This window comes from Rhodoferax ferrireducens (assembly GCF_003347515.1).
In the GTDB taxonomy this organism is placed as follows: domain Bacteria; phylum Pseudomonadota; class Gammaproteobacteria; order Burkholderiales; family Burkholderiaceae_C; genus Rhodoferax.
Window position 1 is genome coordinate 1 of sequence record NZ_QEII01000206.1, and the last position, 18,152, is coordinate 18,152.

General features: G+C 52.3%; 14 protein-coding genes and 3 pseudogenes. 3 read left to right on the forward strand and 14 right to left on the reverse strand.

Going from position 1 to position 18,152, the window contains the following annotated elements; translation table 11 throughout:
- The 6 genes and pseudogenes from C5P05_RS02750 to C5P05_RS02775 all read right to left on the reverse strand — a co-directional run.
- Window positions 1-151, reverse strand: a pseudogene (locus C5P05_RS02750) (electron transfer flavoprotein subunit beta/FixA family protein); the annotation flags it as partial.
- A gap of 274 nt (window positions 152-425) precedes the next feature.
- A pseudogene (gene pcaF, locus C5P05_RS02755) lies at window positions 426-1,633 on the reverse strand (3-oxoadipyl-CoA thiolase).
- Between the two features lie 52 nt (window positions 1,634-1,685).
- Window positions 1,686-3,749: a 3-hydroxyacyl-CoA dehydrogenase NAD-binding domain-containing protein gene (locus C5P05_RS02760; RefSeq protein WP_114968348.1), complete on the reverse strand. Its 2,064-nt coding sequence runs from the start codon at window positions 3,747-3,749 to the stop codon at window positions 1,686-1,688.
- Window positions 3,750-3,765: 16 nt separating this feature from the next.
- Window positions 3,766-4,987, reverse strand: a pseudogene (locus C5P05_RS02765) (CaiB/BaiF CoA transferase family protein).
- Window positions 4,988-4,991: 4 nt separating this feature from the next.
- The gene (locus C5P05_RS02770; protein ID WP_114968349.1) at window positions 4,992-5,981 is read right to left on the reverse strand and encodes a Bug family tripartite tricarboxylate transporter substrate binding protein; all 990 of its coding nucleotides are present in this window, start codon (window positions 5,979-5,981) and stop codon (window positions 4,992-4,994) included.
- A gap of 44 nt (window positions 5,982-6,025) precedes the next feature.
- Window positions 6,026-7,186 carry an acyl-CoA dehydrogenase family protein gene (locus C5P05_RS02775; RefSeq protein ID WP_114968359.1) on the reverse strand — a complete coding sequence of 387 codons (1,161 nt, stop codon included), beginning with the start codon at window positions 7,184-7,186 and terminating at the stop codon, window positions 6,026-6,028.
- 134 nt (window positions 7,187-7,320) lie between these two features.
- Between C5P05_RS02775 and C5P05_RS02780 the strand changes: the two genes are divergently transcribed.
- Entirely contained in the window at window positions 7,321-8,217 is an 897-nt protein-coding gene (locus C5P05_RS02780) for a LysR family transcriptional regulator (protein ID WP_114968350.1), read from the forward strand.
- Between the two features lie 83 nt (window positions 8,218-8,300).
- Here the strand turns inward: C5P05_RS02780 and C5P05_RS02785 are convergent, their stop codons facing one another.
- The 7 genes from C5P05_RS02785 to C5P05_RS02815 all read right to left on the reverse strand — a co-directional run bounded on the left by C5P05_RS02785 (window position 8,301) and on the right by C5P05_RS02815 (window position 14,506).
- Window positions 8,301-8,852, reverse strand: coding sequence for a hemerythrin domain-containing protein (locus C5P05_RS02785; RefSeq protein ID WP_114968351.1), 552 nt, complete (start codon window positions 8,850-8,852; stop codon window positions 8,301-8,303).
- On the reverse strand, window positions 8,852-9,172 hold the full coding sequence (locus C5P05_RS02790) for an antibiotic biosynthesis monooxygenase family protein (protein ID WP_114968352.1): 321 nt from the start codon (window positions 9,170-9,172) through the stop codon (window positions 8,852-8,854). The genes C5P05_RS02785 and C5P05_RS02790 overlap by 1 nt, the downstream gene beginning before the upstream one ends.
- An 82-nt stretch (window positions 9,173-9,254) precedes the next feature.
- Window positions 9,255-10,025: an SDR family NAD(P)-dependent oxidoreductase gene (locus tag C5P05_RS02795; protein WP_114968360.1), complete on the reverse strand. Its 771-nt coding sequence runs from the start codon at window positions 10,023-10,025 to the stop codon at window positions 9,255-9,257.
- A gap of 29 nt (window positions 10,026-10,054) precedes the next feature.
- Window positions 10,055-10,957, reverse strand: a complete 903-nt coding sequence (locus tag C5P05_RS02800) for an NAD-dependent epimerase/dehydratase family protein (protein WP_114968353.1) — start codon at window positions 10,955-10,957, stop codon at window positions 10,055-10,057.
- Between the two features lie 24 nt (window positions 10,958-10,981).
- Window positions 10,982-12,862 (reverse strand): TRAP transporter large permease subunit, encoded by a 1,881-nt coding sequence (locus C5P05_RS02805; protein WP_114968361.1) that lies wholly within the window; start codon window positions 12,860-12,862, stop codon window positions 10,982-10,984.
- A 127-nt stretch (window positions 12,863-12,989) separates the two neighbouring features.
- Entirely contained in the window at window positions 12,990-14,048 is a 1,059-nt protein-coding gene (locus C5P05_RS02810) for a TRAP transporter substrate-binding protein (RefSeq protein ID WP_114968354.1), read from the reverse strand.
- A 35-nt stretch (window positions 14,049-14,083) separates the two neighbouring features.
- Window positions 14,084-14,506 (reverse strand): VOC family protein, encoded by a 423-nt coding sequence (locus C5P05_RS02815; protein WP_114968355.1) that lies wholly within the window; start codon window positions 14,504-14,506, stop codon window positions 14,084-14,086.
- A gap of 82 nt (window positions 14,507-14,588) precedes the next feature.
- Between C5P05_RS02815 and C5P05_RS02820 the strand changes: the two genes are divergently transcribed.
- A complete protein-coding gene (locus C5P05_RS02820; RefSeq protein ID WP_198674599.1) occupies window positions 14,589-15,608 on the forward strand; it encodes a hypothetical protein in 1,020 nt (339 codons plus the stop codon).
- Window positions 15,598-16,812, forward strand: a complete 1,215-nt coding sequence (locus tag C5P05_RS02825; protein WP_114968357.1) for a CaiB/BaiF CoA transferase family protein — start codon at window positions 15,598-15,600, stop codon at window positions 16,810-16,812. Before C5P05_RS02820 ends, C5P05_RS02825 begins: the two co-directional genes overlap by 11 nt.
- Window positions 16,813-16,971: 159 nt before the next feature.
- Here the strand turns inward: C5P05_RS02825 and C5P05_RS02830 are convergent, their stop codons facing one another.
- Window positions 16,972-17,844 carry an IclR family transcriptional regulator gene (locus tag C5P05_RS02830; RefSeq protein WP_114968358.1) on the reverse strand — a complete coding sequence of 291 codons (873 nt, stop codon included), beginning with the start codon at window positions 17,842-17,844 and terminating at the stop codon, window positions 16,972-16,974.
- Window positions 17,845-18,152: the final 308 nt, after the last annotated feature.

Here is an 18,152-nt window from a genome sequence, read left to right on the forward strand (position 1 = left end):
CCTTCAGGCGAACCGCTTCCTCGATGGCGATTTCATCGAAGGGGTTCATGCTCATTTTGACGTTGGCGATATCTACACCGGTGTGGTCCGACTTGACGCGGACCTTCACGTTGTAGTCCACCACGCGCTTGACTGCTACAAGAATTTTCATGTTTCCTCTATCTTTATCAAAACGTCCACACGCATCGGCCTGACAAAAGTAGCACCGTGATGTGTTTGGTGCGGCTCGTAGGTCAGTCGAATCTGTGAAAAACGAGCTGGAGTTAAGTCGAATACGTTAAGGGTGACATTCATCATCCTGGCGCGGAAGTCCTCAAAGTTATGGAATGAAACTGGAGAGAAAAATCTACGTGGCGATCCAATGCGAACAGACGGCGCGCAACCGCACTGTCAACGAATAGTCCTTCCTCATGGCGCCTGAGCCTTTAGATTCGTTCGAGCACGACGGCAATGCCTTGACCGACACCGATGCACATGGTGCACAGCGCATAGCGGCCACCGCTCGCATGCAGGCGATTGACGGCCGTGGTGGCAAGGCGGGCACCGCTGGCCCCGAGCGGGTGTCCCAGCGCAATGGCCCCACCCCAGGCATTGACACGTTCGTCCTCGTCCCCGAGTCCCAGCATGCGCAGCACCGCCAGTCCTTGCGCGGCAAAGGCCTCGTTGAGTTCGATCACGTCCATCTGGTCAAGCGTCAGGCCAGTGAGCGCCAGCACCTTCAAGGTAGCGGGTGCCGGTCCAATACCCATGATGCGCGGCGCAACACCGGCGGTGGCCATGCCCACTACGCGAGCCCTTGGCGTCAGTCCGTTCTTTGCGACGGAGCGTTCGTCGGCAAGCAACAGTGCACAGGCTCCGTCGTTCACACCACTGGCGTTGCCGGCCGTCACCGTACCATCTGGTCGTACGACCCCTTTGAGTTTGGCCAGCACATCCAAGCTGGTTGCCCTGGGTTGTTCATCGGTGGTCACGATGACGGTATCTCCCTTTTTTGAGGAATACTCACCGGGCATATTTCGCGCGCCAGGTGACCTACTTTCTGTGCTGCCACAGCCTTTAATTGACTGGCCATTGCCATGCGGTCTTGCGCCTCGCGCTCGATCTTGAAGTCAGTTGCGACGTTTTCGGCCGTTTCCGGCATGGAGTCCACGCCGTATCTTTGCTTCATCAACTTGTTCACAAAGCGCCAGCCTATCGTGGTGTCGTAGACCGCATTGGCGCGACTGAATGCACTCTCGGCTTTGGGCATAACAAATGGCGCGCGACTCATACTTTCCACACCACCGGCGATCATGAGGCCGGCTTCACCGGACTTGATGGCTCTGGCGGCACTTCCAAGGGCGTCAAGGCCCGAACCGCACAAGCGGTTGACGGTTGCCCCCGGAACTTCCATTGGCAGGCCAGCAAGCAGGCTGCTCATGCGCGCTACATTGCGGTTGTCCTCACCAGCTTGGTTGGCACAGCCAAAAATGACGTCGCCAACTTCAGCCCAGTCCACCTTGGGATTACGCGCCATCAGGGCGCGCAGGGGCACGGCGCCTAGATCATCAGCGCGCACGGAACCAAGCGCGCCGCCGTAGCGACCAAAGGGGGGTCGAATGGCGTCGCAAATAAAGGCATTTGGTTTTAACATGATCATCTTGGTAAGAGTAAAAGATGAGAACCGAGGCATCCAATCGAAACGATCAATCCAGCAAACTTGACAACATATGGGGCGTTGCGCGTACTGCGCCGAAACCATTCGATTCAATCAATTGATCTAGTTCATGCGCCAGACTCGAACGTGTTTGAGACCGGGCCCAGTGAATAGGACCGCCAACCCACGCCGGAAGTCCGTATCCATTGACCAGAACTACATCAATGTCCCCTGCTCGATGAGCCACGCCTTCGGCGAATAAAAGCGCGGCCTCATTCACCATCGCCAGCATCGCGCGGCGCTGTATTACTTCCGCCTGCAACGGAGCGCGCGTGATGCCCCGCGCTATTCCGGCACGCTCGATGATGACCCTGACCACTTCATCTGTTACGGCTTGCTGTTTTCCATCGACATATGTGTAGTACCCCGCTTGGGCTTTTCGTCCCAACCGGCCGATCTCACACAAACTGTCAAGGATGCTGACGTACCGCTCTCTGGGATCTCTAGTCGACGCATTAGCCTTGCGCATGCGCCACGCAATGTCTAAGCCCGAGAGATCTGCGACTGCGAACGGCCCCATGGCAAAGCCAAAATCAGCCAGGGCTTTGTCAATTTCTTCGGGCCAGGCGCCGTCCTCCAACATGAATTCACATTGCTTTCGGTAGGCGTTATAGATGCGATTTCCGATGAAACCAAAGGCATTGCCGCAGAGAATGGGGATCTTCTTCAAATGCTTTCCAAGCGCCATGCCAGTGGCCATAACATCGGGTGCACTGGCTTTGCCCTGGACAACCTCCAGCAACTTCATCACGTTGGCCGGGCTGAAGAAATGCAGGCCCACAACATCGTGCGGCCTGGACACCACCGAGGCGATGGCGTCTATGTCAAGGTACGAGGTGTTGGTTGCCAGCACAGCGCCGACTCTGGCGTGCTGATCGACCATCCGAAAGACCGACTGCTTGACCGCCAAGTCTTCAAAAACTGCTTCGACGACCACATCCACAGACTTCAATGCGGCCCAATCGAGCGTTGTGGCCAGTCGCGCAAAAATCCCATCGGCCCGGCCTGCGTCGAGCTTGCCAGCCTTGACGCGTGCGGCGAAGTACTGGTCGATGCGCGCCCGACCTTGCGCCAATGCATCGGGTGATTGTTCCAGCATAGTGACCTGCAGCCCGGACTCCAATGCAGCAATCGCAATGCCCGATCCCATGGTTCCCGCGCCAATCACGGCGACATGACCGAAAGCACGAGGGGCAGCATGCATGCTGGCCGGAAGCTTCGAGGATTCACGCTCAACGCGGAACTGGTAGCGCAAGGCGGCCGCCTCGCTGCTTTTCATCAGGGTCAAAAACAACTCGCGCTCGCGCTGCATGCCCACAGCGAATGGAAGGGCACTTGATTTCACGGCGTCCATCAGGGCGAGGTAAGCCGGCTGAGCGAGCTGGCGCCTGTTCAGCTTGGCCGACGCGTCCGCGACGGCCTGATCGACAGCGGCGGCATTGACTGTTCGATCACGCGCACGGAGCAAAGTCATGTTCTGTCGTGCAAGATCGAGTGCCAGCGTTGATGCTGCGTCAACCAGGTCTTGCTCGACGACACGGTCGAGCAGTCCGCTCTCCGAGAGCTGAACTGCGGTCAATGGTTGTCCGGACAGCATCATCGCGAGCGCGCGTTCGGGCCTCATCAGGCGAGGCAGTTTCTGTGTGGCACCGGACCCGGGGATCAAGCCGAGCTGAATCTCGGGTGTTCCGAGGCGCGCCGAGGCCAGGGCCACCCGCGCATGACATGCCAGCGCGAGTTCAAGTCCGCCGCCCAGTGCCACGCCCGAAATGGCGGCGACCACCGGTTTTCGACAGGCGTCGATGGACTCGATGACAGTGCGCAGCATGGGTTCCTCAAATTGCATCGGTGTGCCGAACTCGGCCACATCAGCACCGGCGGAAAATGCCTTGTCTTTGCCAACAATTACGATCGCGGCCACCTGGGGGTCATCCTCGGCGGCTCGAATCAATTCGACAATATGCCTGCGCAGTTGAATGCCCAAACTATTGACGGGCGGGTTGTTCAGCTCGATCAGTGCAATGCGATCCGCTTGAATTTCTTGATTTGTCATGGTGTGAGGTAAGGGTTCATATGATCTGTCGGTTTTTCAGATCGTTCAGTTCTTCGTCTGACATCGCAGCCAGCGACTTGAGGACTTCGTCGGTGTGTTGGCCCAGCAGCGGTGGCGCGCTGCGGTAAGTCACCGGCGTGCCTGACAGTTTCAGTGCACTACCGGGAACACTGACCTGCCCGGCGGTAGGGTGCGGGAGATCGAGCCGCATGTGCCGGGCCAGCACTTGCGGATCATTGAACACATCTTTCATGTCGTTGATGGGTCCGCAAGGCACACCGGCGGCCTCCAGCAGCGCGATCCATTCGTCACGATTGCGCTGAAGCATGAGTTCATTCAGCAAGGGGACCAGTTCATCCCGGTTCCGGACCCGGGCCGGATTGGAGGCGAAGCGCGGATCGGCCGCCAGCTCGGACCGCCCCGCCGCCTGCGTCAAATTGCGAAACTGCCCATCGTTGCCACAGGCGACGATGACCCAGCCGTCAGCCACCTTGAACACCTGGTAGGGAACGATATTGGGATGGGCATTGCCCCATCGCACCGGCGCGGTTCCCGTGGCCAAATAGTTCGTGGCCATGTTTGCCATCATGGCCACCTGGGTGTCCAACAGGCAGATGTCGAGGTATTGCCCCTGACCGGTGCGCTCCCGGTGATTCAGCGCCGCCAGAATGGCGATCGTTGCATGCGCTCCTGTGAACAAGTCCGCAATGGCGACCCCAGCTTTTTGGGGTGAGCCTCCGGGCAAACCTTCTCGTTCACCGGTGACGCTCATAAATCCCCCCATGCCTTGGACAATGAAGTCGTAGCCTGCCCGTGGGGCATACGGCCCAGTCTGACCGAAGCCAGTAATCGAGCAATAGATGAGGCCTGAATGAGCTTCACGCAGGCTCTCGTAGTCCAGACCATACCGGCACATATCTCCTACCTTGAAGTTCTCGACCAGAACATCGCATTCAGTAACGAGACGTCTGATCAAGTCCTGGCCTTCGGCTGTGGATATGTCGACCGTCACGGATCGCTTGTTGCGATTGACCGCCAGGTAGTAGGCCGCCTCGGTCGTGTCTTGTCCCATCGGGTCACGCGCGTAGGGGGGGGCCCCAATGCCGCGTGTCGTCGCCCTGTTCGGGACGTTCGATCTTGATCACATCCGCCCCCAGATCGGCGAGCGTCTGGGTACACCATGGACCAGCCAAGACCCGCGTCAGGTCCAGTATTCGCACATGACTGAGTGCACCCATGTCTTCAATCCAGTCGAATGTTGGCTGTTTTCACAACCTTCGCCCATTTGGCCGCCTCGGCCTGGATGAAGGCGGCAAACTTGTCCGGACTGTCGGGTGATGCTTCCGCTCCTTGATCTTTGAGCGTCTGCAGGACATCGGCTTGTGCCAGGATCGTCTTGATCTCCTCGTTGAGTCGCTTGACCAGGGCCGCCGGGGTCGATGCGGGTGCCCACAGTCCAAACCATGAGCTGGCATCGTAGCCAGGCACGCCGGCCTCGGCAATAGTGGGCAGGTCCGGCAGCGAGTTGGAGCGTTTGGCCGTTGTCACCGCAACGGCACGCAGCGAACCAGACTTGATATGGGGCATGGCCGAGGGCAGATTGTCAAACATGCACGTGGTCTGTCCACCCAGCAGGTCGGCGATCGCCGGCGCACTGCCGCGATAGGGCACATGCGTCATCGAAACCTGGGCCATCTGCTCGAACATGGCGCCGCACAAATGAATCGAGGTGCCGTTGCCGGCTGACGCATAGGTCAGTTTGTTGGGGTTGGCTTTGGCGGCCGCGATCAGATCCTTGACCGTTTTGATCGGCTGGGAAGGATTCACCACCAACACGTTCGGGACCATCGCGACCAGGCTGATCGGTGCGAAATCCTTGAACGGATCGTAGGCCAGCTTGGTATAGAGGTACTGGTTGATCGAATGCGTACCTATCGTTCCCATCAGCAGCGTGTGGCCATCGCCGGCCGCCTTGGCAACCAGTCCCGAGCCGATCGATCCGCCGGCACCGGCCTTGTTGTCCACAATGACTGTGCCGCCCAGACGGGTGGCCAGATGTCTGCCGACCAGCCGGCCAATAATGTCGGTCGTCCCGCCCGCGGGGAAAGGAACCACGATGGTGATGGGTTTACTCGGGTATCCCGATTGCGACCACGCAGGAAGCACGATGGACAGGGTGGCCATGGACAGCAACTGGCGGCGGTTCATGAATGAGGAAGTGTGTTGAGACATGGCTCTGCTCCGATGATTTGGATGTGGAAATGAATACCGGCTGATCAGGCCTGACGCATGAGATATTTGCCAATGATCAGTTGCTGGATCTGGGACGTGCCTTCGTACAAACGTAGCAAACGGACGTCACGATAAAAGCGCTCAACCTTGTATTCGTTGATATAGCCGGCACCGCCGTGGATCTGCACGCCGCGGTCAGCCACGCGTCCGACCATTTCGGTGGTAAACAGCTTGGTGCAGGAAGCCTGCATGCTCACTTCCGGGTCGGTCACGCCAAATGGCTTTGCGTCGTAACGCTGCGCCACGGACTTCGCCATGGACCAAGCGGCCAGAAACTCGGCCTGGCTATCAGCCAACATGGCCTGTACCAACTGGAAGTCACCAATGCGCTGTCCGAACTGCTTGCGTTGCTGGGCGTAGGCAATAGACTCTTGCAGGATTCGGTGAGCCATACCGCAGGCCAGCGCAGAAACGTGCAATCGTCCACGATCAAGCACCTTCATCGCTGTCTTGAAGCCTTTGCCAGGGACCCCACCGATGATGTTGGCGGCCGACACACGCACGTTGTCCAGATTGACATCGCAGGTCTTGGTTCCGCGCTGCCCCATCTTTTTGTCCGCCTTGCCCAAGGTGATACCCTGCAGATGCGACGGGACAATGAATGCCGAGATACCGCCAGCGCCAGGGCCTTCCGTGCGTGCCATTAGGGTGAATGCTCCAGCCCGTGGGGCATTGGTGATGAATCGCTTGCTGCCGCTGATCAGATAGTCCTCGCCATCGCGAACACCTCGGGTTTGGAGCGCCGCTGCGTCCGAACCGGCGTTGGGTTCTGTCAGCGCAAAGGAGATGATCAAGTCACCGCTGGCAATGCGGGGCAGGTATTCCTCCTTTTGTTCAGCGGTACCGTCCATTAGAATCCCCTGCGACCCAATCCCGACGTTGGTGCCTACCACGGAGCGGAAGGCGAGCGCGGTCTGCCCCAGTTCGAAGGCAACTTCACACTCCTGTTCCATCGATAGGCCAATACCTCCGTATTCCTCAGGTATCGAAAGTCCAAACAGTCCCAACTCCTTCATGTCGTCCACGATGTCGGAGGGGACCTCATCCATCTCCTCCACGGTGTTTTCGGCTGGCACCAGACGCTCTCGAACGAACCGTTGAACGCTGTCCTTGAGAAGATAAAAAGTTTCTGGGTCGAGTGCCATGTTGTACACAATCCTGCGGTTGGGCCCTTGTCTTAGGGCATTGAAGATGTTCGGGGGATTGTGTTGGTTACAGAAAGATTTGACAATACGGGCGATGTTTGACAATATGTCAAAAATTATTTGACAATAGACCTATGGACTTGACTGGACTGACGCTGCTCGTGGAAATCCTGGATGCAGGCAACCTGAGTAGTGCAGCTCGTAAAATGAAGATAAGCCGTGCCAACATGAGCTATCACCTGCAACAGCTAGAGAAATCAGCGGGCGTGCAATTGGTTCGACGAACGACGCGGCGTATCGAGCCGACGGAAATTGGTCTTACGCTTTACCGACATGGATGTGCGATTCGCGACGAGCTAACAGCAGCGAGAGAGGCCATCGAAATGCTGGCTCGTGGACTGCACGGGTCGGTTCGGGTCAGCGTACCCACAGGCTTCGGGCAATTGGTCATGACCGACTGGCTGCTGGAGTTCAAGCGTCGGTATCCGGAAATCAGTCTGGAGTTGCTGTTTGAGAACCGCGTCGATGACTTGCTTCGCGACGAGGTTGACATTGCCATACGGGTTATGTCTGAACCGCCTGCCGCGATGGTTGCCAGAGAGTTGGCGCAGGTGCGCTACGTGGCTTGTGCCTCAACCGAATATGCCAATACAAAGGCGCTCCCCCAAAATTTGGAAGACCTCAAGAGCTCGCCCTTGATCACATCCACAGTTGTCGGCCGTGAATTGAGACTGGCAGCTTACAAGGACGATGTCCGTCAGGAGGTGACACTTCACCCGAACCTGGCATCTGAGAATTTTCAGTTCCTGCGTGAGGCCATACTTTCCGGATTGGGTATCGGCCTTGTCCCCAGCTACGTCGTTAAGGAGGACGTGCGGGGGGGGCGGGTGGTAACCGCACTTGATCAATGGCGCCTGAGTATTTTCGGAACCCGACTGTTTCTGCTGCGAATGCCAGGGAGATATCAAACTCAAGCCGTGCGAACGTTTATTGACTTCATCGTCGATAAAGCATCTCTGTGGGTAAGCTGAAAAACAGCCATTGAACGACAACAGTCTGACGCGCTCTCCTCTGAACAACGTTGGGACACTTATATGTCCTGAAACCCTGACAACTAAATAATGCCAAATTCCCGACGAATATCATCAACGGCATGTCGCATATGAAGCGACAGGCCGAATGCGGCCATATGATTATCATTTCGTCCAAGGATAGTTTTTGCTAACGGCAAAAAAACTTCTTCTTCAAAACGTGCATGAGCAAGATAAAGTTCCACCAGTGAGTCAACATTTTTTGCGTTGAATTCGGGCACCACATTTTTTTCAAGCGCTTTAATTTGTGGAATCAGATACACGAAGGCTCTCTCTATTTCCCGATGTTCATCAGTTAACTTAGAAATGAGTTGTTCTACTTCTGCTTTCTCATCACCGGAATTAGCACTTGCCAAAACCGCAGTAAAGAGCTGCTCTTCTTCCTCTGAATGGTGAGTCTTTACAACCTGATTGAAAAAATCATCGATACGTAGCGTAATTGATTGAAAACGACGCACAGGAGTAATAAGATCGGGCAACTCAGCCAGATCGCGAACCATGTTGACAATTCCTATGTGACAACCCGCAAATGATTCAAGAGGTGCATCATTTTCTTGATTGAACATCGTTGACATCAAGCTACTCCCAGTTTTGTTTCCGACGTACTCACGAGTTCGAAATGTTCTACATGTGGTGGTTGTGCAAAAAAGTTACCCACCATCGAGCGCCATTCGGTAAACAGTGGTGAACCACGAAACTCCACCGTGTGGTCCTCAAGCGTATCCCAAGTCAACTGCAGAACATAACGTTCAGGCGACTCGATGCAATGGTGGAAATTGTGATTTCGGAATCCTTTTGCTTTCTTGAAAACTGTCGTCAATGCAGTCTGAACCGCTATTTCGAATTCAGTCTGTTGACCAGGTTTGATGCGTATATCTGCAACTTCTAGAATCATTTTTTGAGAACTCCGTTGAAATTAATACTTGAAAACTGAAACTTCTTAATCAGTATGTGAGAAAACAAATTGATAGAGTTCTTTAGTGAATGTGCGTTCCACCATTCACGTCAATAGTTGCCCCTGTAACAAATCCGGAAAGCTCTGAGGCAAGAAACAGACATGCACCTGCCATTTCGCGAGTTGTTCCTGTGCGCTTTAAAGGAATCGCATCGATGATTCCACGAAGGCGATCCTCTGACAGGCCATCCAACATTGGCGTTTGAATCATTGCCGGGCAGATCGCATTCGCGCGAATACCCAGAGCCCCAAACTCACGAGCAATACTTTTAGTCATACTCAGCATCCCACCCTTGGAGGCTGCATAATGCGAGCCCCCGACCAGTCCACCCCCACGTTGCGCAGCAAGTGAAGCGACATTGACGATGGATCCAGAACGTTTTTCGACAAAGACTTTAAGTACGCTTTGACAGAGGAAAAAAGCGCCTTTGAGGTTGATGGCAAACATGAGATCAAGGTCTTTTTCGCTAATTTCTAAAATTGGTTGAGATTGGACGATACCTGCAGAGTTGACCAAGCAATCAACGGTTCCGTGCAATGCCAATACTTTTTCGACCAATGCGTCACATTCCTCTCGTTTGCTAATGTCACAGTGGACCCCGTGAATCACAATCGATCTTTGCAGACTCCCCTCGATGGAAGTTTTGATTTTTTCAAGCACTTGTTCATCCATGCCTAGATCAGTGACTACTACCTTTGCTCCGTGTTCGACGAACATTTCGGCAGTTGCATAACCGATACTACGCAAGGAAGCAGCCCCGGCAATAATGCATACTTTATCTTTGACTAGCATATAACACAATCCTTTATATTATCTAATTTTTAATTAGTTTTCATTTCATCTAAAATCCATTTCTGTACAGAAGCGTGTTTTGGTTTCCAGTCTAGGTCACTATGAGCATGAACAGATCTAACTCGGCTGTTGCTTCCCAATGTAAACAGTGCTCTAGCCATTCCCCACTTTTCTACAGCTACCTCTGGTGACAGGTGTGCGATCTTATTAATATTGAGACGCTCAGAGATGGCCTTTGCGATATCCAGAAATGATGCCTCTCCGTTTTCGGCAAAATAAAAAGAACCAGCAGGCGCACCCTCAAGAGTCAAACAATATAAATCCACCAAATCATCAATATGCACATTAGACCAAGTATTAAGCCCTTTGCCAACGATTTGAATTTCATCTTGTTCAAGCGCATTATTTACCATGAATGGAATTTGTATGCTGGACTTATTTATTCCAGTTCCATATCCATAAATCAAGCTTGGAATAATTACGGAAGATCGAACGTTTAACTTGTAAGCCTCGATTACCAAAAGATCGATATTTCGACGGGCTTTCTTTCTGGCATCAACTACTAGAGGAGTGTCTTCGCTATAGACTGCACCAGAACAAAAATCTCCTCGTGCATCATCACCTATAATACTAGACCCACTGGTATGAATTAGAACTTTGCCTGTGCCTTTCAAACCGGCAATCAGAGCTTCTACAGCGGCCAAATGATCTGCGTTTGCAGTATTGATAATTGCGTCTGATTTACTTGCTTGTTCCATGAGTAGTTCGAAGTCGTCAAGTGAACCCATGACGGGATCTATTCCGTAAGATTCCAATTGCTCAGCAACAGATGGGCTTCTAGTTAGTCCACGAACTTTGTGGCCTCTTTTAATTAATGCTGCAGCTACAGATCCACCAATATAGCCACTTGCGCCAGTAATAAATATATTCATTTATTTCTTCTTTCGATTATTTAATCAGAGCATAAAGGTTGACAATGAAGGTATCGCAGCAATAATAATCACGCCAACAAGCAATGCTGCAATATATGGCCAAATTGCAATGATGACGTCATCAGGTTTGGCATCTCCAATTCGGCATGCGATGTAAAAACCAACGCCTATCGGCGGCATCATCAGTCCAACGTTCATCGCACAGACAATGACCATGGAGTAGTGAATTTCATGGATGCCAAGTTTTTTTGCAATCGGAAACATGATTGGTGCAAGCAGCAAAACTGCGGGCAGTCCTTCAAGAAGACATCCCAAAATAAGGAAAACGACAACCGTTACTGCCATGAAAGCCATCCAGCCACCAGGGAGAGTTGTCAGAAACGCTGATAAATGTTGAACGGCGCCACTTTGGGTAATGGCCCATGCCATGGCAGAAGCAGTGCCCAGGATTAAAAGAATGGCTCCGCTTAGGGCGGCAGTTTCCACAAGCATCCCATACAGCCGCTTCCAGCCGATGCCACCGTATAGCACCTGACCAATCAGCATCGCGTACAGTACGGCTAAGGTTGAGACTTCGGTTGCGGTTGCCACACCGCCACCTACAGCGCTGCGAATCAGAAAGGGGAGCACAAGAGCTGGCGCTGCAATCATTGCGAGTCGGCCAATCGCCTTCAAACTCGGGCGTTTTACCAGGCCTGTAACCTCATTGCGCGCTTTCCAACGAGCCAGCACTAGCAATGCCAGAAGGAGGACCATTGCGACAAAGAAACCGCTTTCGAACAACCCAGCGATCGAAACACCTGCTACCGAACCTAGAACAATAAGAACAATGCTCGGAGGCACTGTGTCAGCCATGGCGGCACCTGTTGCCAAAAGCGCCACCATTTCGGATTGTTTGTTACCGCGTCTTCGCATCTCAGGAAATAGTGCTGGAGCCACCGTTGCCATGTCCGATACTTTGGAGCCGGAAATACCCGAAACGATGAAAAGGGCCGCCAGCAGTACATAAGACATACCTGCTTTGACATGCCCAATCATTGAGGCCAGAAAGTCCACGATAGCTTTGCCCATTCCTGTGGCATCAAGCACACAGCCAAGGAGAACAAAGATAGGTACAGACACCAGGACAATGTTGCCCATTCCTTCGTCGATCCGTCCAACGATCACAACCAGGGGCACATTGCCAGTAAAGGCTAAGTACGACATCACGCCAATGCCAAAACAAAAGGCAATTGGCACGCCTGCAACCAAACAAAAGAAAACCAAACCACACAAAAAAATCAGGATGTTTATCATGCCCAACTGATTAAGCTGCGGCGCGATCCCGAAGCAGAAGGTCACGAATAATCCGACACCAATGATGGCGATAAATAGATTCTTTTTGGATACAGTTCTCAATGCATAAGCGCCAATGACCAACAACATTAAGATCATTCCCACAGCGATCGCCGCGACCCGGACTCCGCTTGGTATCGCAAGTGCAGGTGAGGTAACCATCCATTCACTTTCGACATGCTCTATCGACGGACCAATAAGTCCAATAAGAAAGGCACTAATTGCCACGAGAGCAAAGGCGTGGATCAAGCCGCGCCACTGAGCAGGAATCCTGTCAACGAACATTGTCAGTCGAAGATGCTCGTTTCGGTGCATGGCGAGCACAGCACCGAGCATGGCAACCCAAATGAATGTGATCGAGACGGCTTCGTCAATCCATCCAACGGGGTGAGAGAATACGTAGCGCGCAATGACGCCACCGAACAGCATCAAGACGATGCTGACCATCAGCGTGGCACAAAGAGCTTCAATCGGCATCATCCAACGTGAAAGATCGAGGCTAAGCGGCGATTCGTAGGGTGGTGTTTGGGCATCGTTAAATTCCGATGTGGTGGTGTCTCGACTGGTCATAGAAATCTCGAAAATAATCAATAAAGAAGAGCAACCTGCGCGTCATAGCCTGCATACCGGAAGACGACTCTCCCGATATGCCTGAATGTGTCAATCGCTCAAAGCGGCTCTCAGCGGCCTTCCAGAGTTAAACCAGCTTGCCACTGTATTTTTCAAGCAACGCCCAGGCTTCTGGACCAAATTTCTTTTGCCATTCAACGTAATAACCTGACTTCTGCAGCAACTCGCGGAAAGGTTTGGTATCGACACGGTTGAACTGCATGCCCTGTCCCTTTAGTTTGGTTTCAAGAGTAGCGTTCAGTACATCGTGTGCCGCTCGTTGTTTAACTGCGTGCGCATCAAAGATTCGAGTGGCTAACAACCTCAGGTCTTCCGGTAAGGCATTCCAATTCTTTTTATTTCCGACAAGGGCGAAATACTCCCACATATGCGAAGTGGAAGAGCAGTATTTCTGAACTTCGTACAGCTTTACTGCATCAATTGTTGGCAATGCGTTTTCTTGACCGTCGACAACCTTGGTCTGGAGTGCCGTGTAGAGTTCACCAATAGGCACACTCGCAGGAGAGGCACCTAGTCCCTTGAACATGGATGTCCACAACGGAGTGGCAGGCACGCGAATCTTCATTCCAACCAAATCGTTCGGAGTAATGATTGGCTTAGATGAGTGCGTAATCTGACGGAACCCGTGGTCAAAGACTTGACCGACTTGAATCAGGTTAACCTTATCAAAGGCTGATCGAATGTACGCACCAAGATCTCCTTCCATAGCCTTCCAAACCGTAGCGTAATCTGGAAAAGCAAAACCGATCGAATTTAGCGATGCTGCAGGAATCAAGTTGCCATAAATTGAACCAGCCGTGCAGACGAAGTCAATCGCACCGGATCTCACCTGAGAGAGTGCATCCGTGTCACTACCCAGCTGACCATTCGAGTACACATCGATATTCAAACGACCGTTTGACGCCTTCTGAATTTCCGCACAAGCGGCCTTCAGAGCCGCAGGAGTTGGATGACTATCTGGCAAGGTGATTGCAATTTTCAAATTGAACTTGCCTGCCCCCTGTGCTAACACAGCACCGGGGACCAGCGTAGTAGCGGCGATGCCAGCAATTCCTTTAAGTACGTCTCGACGATTGGTTGTGACTAGATCAAAGGAAATTTTGTTTGCGGTGAAATTTAATGACATGGTATGTCTCCTCTAAATAGTTTTTATGAAATCGCTCAGAACACATTCGGTTGGTGAACTTCTATGCAATGTCCATCCGGGTCGTAAAGAAAGACTTGATGCCATCCGGGAATAGCCCAGCAGCCGTAATCGGAATAGCGGAGTCCCATTTCATCGCACTTTCGCATGAAGCCCTGAATGTCATCCGTACGGAAACAGAAGTGACCATGCCCCATAGGGTTGACGAACTTCTTCATCTTGAAGCCAGTTTCCAGGTCACGCTCGGACCAGTGAAATTCGATGTCACCATCGGTCAGAAAGTCCACTTTCCCTGTGTAAGCTCGATCTTCACGCTCACGACTAATGACGGTGTGAGCTTCGTCGTTAATTGCACCCAAGTTAAACAAGGTCTTGTAGAACTTGGTCAAGCGGGGCAGGTTATCGGTGCAGATGTTCATGTGATGGAACTTGAAATTCATGGAGGTCTCTCTTTCATTCAAATGATGGGCCGCTATCGCGATAGAAACCCTACCGTGCGCGGAGTCGAGTGCGGAGGCATGCATGCCGCTCAACACTTTCGCAACTGTATCAACATTTGCAGGTGAAAACAATGATGTACAGGCAAAAGATACTAAGGGTTATCCCTTGTATATAAGCAGTTATTTGCGCAAATATAGGCTTTACGCATCTTTATATGAATGCTATCATTCATGGATGAAATCACATCATTGCAACGCAGCCACAGCTCAGGACGGGAAAGAGTGGCATTCTCGAACCGAGATTTGCAGCGAATCGGCTGTACGGCGCACCGCCGCAATGCTTGATATCGACTCGGATGCCTTTGTTAAAGGAACACCCCTGCCTAGGGGATGGCAGTTCATACTGATGGGAGCAGACACTAGGCGCTCTTTACTTCGTGCCGACGGATTTCCAGGGCTAGGAGTCACGATGCCGGACTTTGGTCTTCCACGGCTGCTGCTAGGAGGTCGAACCGTTTCCTACCTTAAGGACATCCCAATAGGAGGTTCGGTACTGCGCAGCAGTTGCATTCAAAGCCTCACTAGAAAAACAGTGGAGTCTGGACCGATGGCCGTGGCTGAAATTCGACACGAATTGAGGCTTGATGGCGATACGTCTCCAGCCTTGATTGAAACTCAGACGTACTTATTGCTGCCGGCGCTTAAGGGCTCGTCGTCAAATACAGTTTCTAGTCAACAGGCTGACTTGTCTGGATATCGCGTAACCACTGTTGTTCCGGATGAAACCCTACTCTTCCAATATTCAGCTCTCGGTTTCAACTCACACAAAATTCACATTGATAGGTCTCATGCCCGTCATGTGGAAGGTTTCCCGGACTTGGTCGTAAATGGAGGCCTTGTGACGCTATTGCTAACTGAGTTCTTGCGCCGTGAAATTGGCGTTCAACTTTCGTCAATTAAAGTTCGCCACATTACTCCATTGTTCTGCGGCAGGCCTATTACTATCGTTGCGAATCAGGAGGATGCAAAGTGGCGGTTGCGTGCCTATGACCATCGATCCACCTTAGCCGTCGACATGGAGGTTGGCACTCATGAGCTTTGAACCATTAAAAGGCCTTCGCGTACTCGACTTGACGAGTGTCGTGGTCGGGCCAGTATGCACTTGGCGATTGGGCCAGTACGGCGCGGAGATTATCAAGGTAGAGAGCCCAGAGGGTGATTTGATGCGTGGACTCGGGGGGCTCTCCCCAACCGGTCAGCATTCAGGCACATATCTTCATCTGAATCGCGGCAAGAGAAATATCTGCCTTGATCTCAAGAAGCCACGAGCTCGCGATGTATTGATGCGTCTGATTGAATCAGCCGACATCATTGTCGCCAACATGCGACCCCAGGCACTTGAGAGACTCGGACTAGATGCGAAGACTCTTCGCAAACAGTATCCACAAATAATCTACTGCCTTATTACCGGATATGGAACCGATGGCCCATACGCCGGACAGCCAACATACGACAGTGTGGTTCAAGGTGCGACAGGAATGGCAGGGCTTTCGTTGCGTCGAGACGGAACACCGAGCTATGTGCCGATGCTGATCTGTGACCACGTTGCAGGAGAAATTGCTGCGGGAGCCGTCCTCGCTGCAGTTGTCGAACGTAAAGCTACTGGGCAAGGGTGCAGCATAGAGGTGCCAATGTTTGAAACGATGGCTGCCTTCGTCCTTCAAGAACACCTTGGCCAGCAAAGCTTCGACCCGCCCGTTGGTCCGGCAGGCGACCTACGACTACTCAGTCCATACAACCGCCCCATACAGACTGCCGACGGGTGGATATCGTTTACCGTGAACACAGACACACAGGTGCGGGCATTCCTGAAAGTAACTGGAAGGAATGACCTTATAGATGATCTTCGCTTCAATAGTGTTGCTGCGCGCGCAAGGAACGTAGTGGAGTGGTTCGAACTAAGAGGTGCGCCACTTACGAGTAAGACCACAGAGGCATGGCTTGAATTGCTCCGCTCCGCAGACATAGCCGTACAGCCCTGCAATACTCTTGAGACACTTCCGAAAGACATTCATCTTCAGGCTGTGGGGTTGATAAGTTCCGAATCACACCCCACAGAAGGCAAGGTGGCAGCAATCCGGTCTACGGTTCGTTTCGATGACGGATATCCAGCTCTTAGGACGCCTTCACAGCCTCTAGGCTGGGAGACAATGGGGCTCTTGCGAGAAGCAGGGTATGAACCTCAAGAAATTGAAAAACTTATCAACGAAGGCGCAGCCATAGCCTCCGCTCCAATACCAACGTAAATGTTCTTGCAGCGCCCTAGGTGGTCAGTCAATTCGGTTTTCAGGCCGTTCGACCAGAGCCTTGGCCAGTTGCTTCATGCAAGATAGCAGTTTCCTGCCAAAGGACCGTTTACACAAAGCTTCTTACGGCCTCGGAACGGCGAAGTGTTTCTTTCAGCTCTATCCTGTCTTCAGTTTCCCGGCCACGAAACCACCAACTCGTTGTGACAAGTTACGTGCAGCCGAACCCAAGGCCTCCGTCACATCTGGAATCGATTTCCTCTGGTTCTGGTCAATACGCTCTGAATACGGGATCGTCAGTGCTGCAATCGCACGCCCTTGTGTATCGAGAATCGGAAAGCTAACTGCATAAAGACCACGTATCTGCGCACTGGGGATAGACTCGTAACCCGTCTTGCGAATGGTGTCAAGTATGGTACCTAACTGCGGATCCATTTGGGTGGGTCGCCGCTGTATCGATTCTTCAATCCACAACCTCTTGGTTTCTTCGTCTTGGAACGCCAATAACACACGACCAGATACAGAAATCAGAACATCAAGTTCAGAACCCGCGCGCACGCTGAAGCCCATACCACTTGGTGTATCTACCTTTGCCAGCACTACCTGTTTACCTTGTGAATAAACTGTCAGATGACAAGACTGGTCAAGATCCTTTGATAACCGCTCCATCACGGGCAAGGCCTCGAAAAGCAATCTATGTGTTGGAGGGTTAATGTGTGACAGCTCATAGAGCTTGGTCGTAATGGCATAAGAACTGTCGTCGACCTGGAAGACGTAATCTCGGTCCACGAGAGTGGTGAGCATGCGGTAAATCTCACCCACGCTACGACCGATGCGGAGTGCAATTTCTTTTTGCGACAAGGGATGATCGCTTCTACAAAGAATTTCTAGAATGTCAAGTCCCTTTTCAAGGGCAGGTGCAGCGTAAGTCCGCTTCTCCGTCTCGACCGTCTGGATTGGCTGTTGCAAATTTTTCTCCAACAAAGCTCCCAATGCATGCTCAGAGTCGATAGAGGTGGAAGGATTTTTCATCGAAACCTCAAGTCAAAGACCGCCAAAAACACAATTTTGACGACAGTGTATCACTGCACCTATGAATTCATCGATTTGCATATAAAATTGAATATTGACGTAGTGAGTTAAGAATGCGTTGAGCGCGGGCTATAGAGCAAGTTTCGCGCTGAAGTGCAGAAGCCAAGAAGTAGTCTTAAGTGTAAGCGTCTGCTGAAGGCATATTGAATCGATGACCAATCGAAACGATAGTGTGCATCATGAAGATCGTGCACACCAGTTCGAACGAGGTCGATAGCCCTCGCCCCACAAGACGTTATTACAGCCCG

Bases quoted from the DNA above. Each gene is read 5' to 3' on its own strand.
- C5P05_RS02760 (WP_114968348.1), bottom strand. From the start codon at position 3,749: ATGACAAATCAAGAAATTCAAGCGGATCGCATTGCACTGATCGAGCTG.
- C5P05_RS02770 (WP_114968349.1), bottom strand. From the start codon at position 5,981: ATGTCTCAACACACTTCCTCATTCATGAACCGCCGCCAGTTGCTGTCC.
- C5P05_RS02775 (WP_114968359.1), bottom strand. From the start codon at position 7,186: ATGGCACTCGACCCAGAAACTTTTTATCTTCTCAAGGACAGCGTTCAA.
- C5P05_RS02780 (WP_114968350.1), top strand. From the start codon at position 7,321: ATGGACTTGACTGGACTGACGCTGCTCGTGGAAATCCTGGATGCAGGC.
- C5P05_RS02785 (WP_114968351.1), bottom strand. From the start codon at position 8,852: ATGTCAACGATGTTCAATCAAGAAAATGATGCACCTCTTGAATCATTT.
- C5P05_RS02790 (WP_114968352.1), bottom strand. From the start codon at position 9,172: ATGATTCTAGAAGTTGCAGATATACGCATCAAACCTGGTCAACAGACT.
- C5P05_RS02795 (WP_114968360.1), bottom strand. From the start codon at position 10,025: ATGCTAGTCAAAGATAAAGTATGCATTATTGCCGGGGCTGCTTCCTTG.
- C5P05_RS02800 (WP_114968353.1), bottom strand. From the start codon at position 10,957: ATGAATATATTTATTACTGGCGCAAGTGGCTATATTGGTGGATCTGTA.
- C5P05_RS02805 (WP_114968361.1), bottom strand. From the start codon at position 12,862: ATGACCAGTCGAGACACCACCACATCGGAATTTAACGATGCCCAAACA.
- C5P05_RS02810 (WP_114968354.1), bottom strand. From the start codon at position 14,048: ATGTCATTAAATTTCACCGCAAACAAAATTTCCTTTGATCTAGTCACA.
- C5P05_RS02815 (WP_114968355.1), bottom strand. From the start codon at position 14,506: ATGAATTTCAAGTTCCATCACATGAACATCTGCACCGATAACCTGCCC.
- C5P05_RS02820 (WP_198674599.1), top strand. From the start codon at position 14,589: ATGCCGCTCAACACTTTCGCAACTGTATCAACATTTGCAGGTGAAAAC.
- C5P05_RS02825 (WP_114968357.1), top strand. From the start codon at position 15,598: ATGAGCTTTGAACCATTAAAAGGCCTTCGCGTACTCGACTTGACGAGT.
- C5P05_RS02830 (WP_114968358.1), bottom strand. From the start codon at position 17,844: ATGAAAAATCCTTCCACCTCTATCGACTCTGAGCATGCATTGGGAGCT.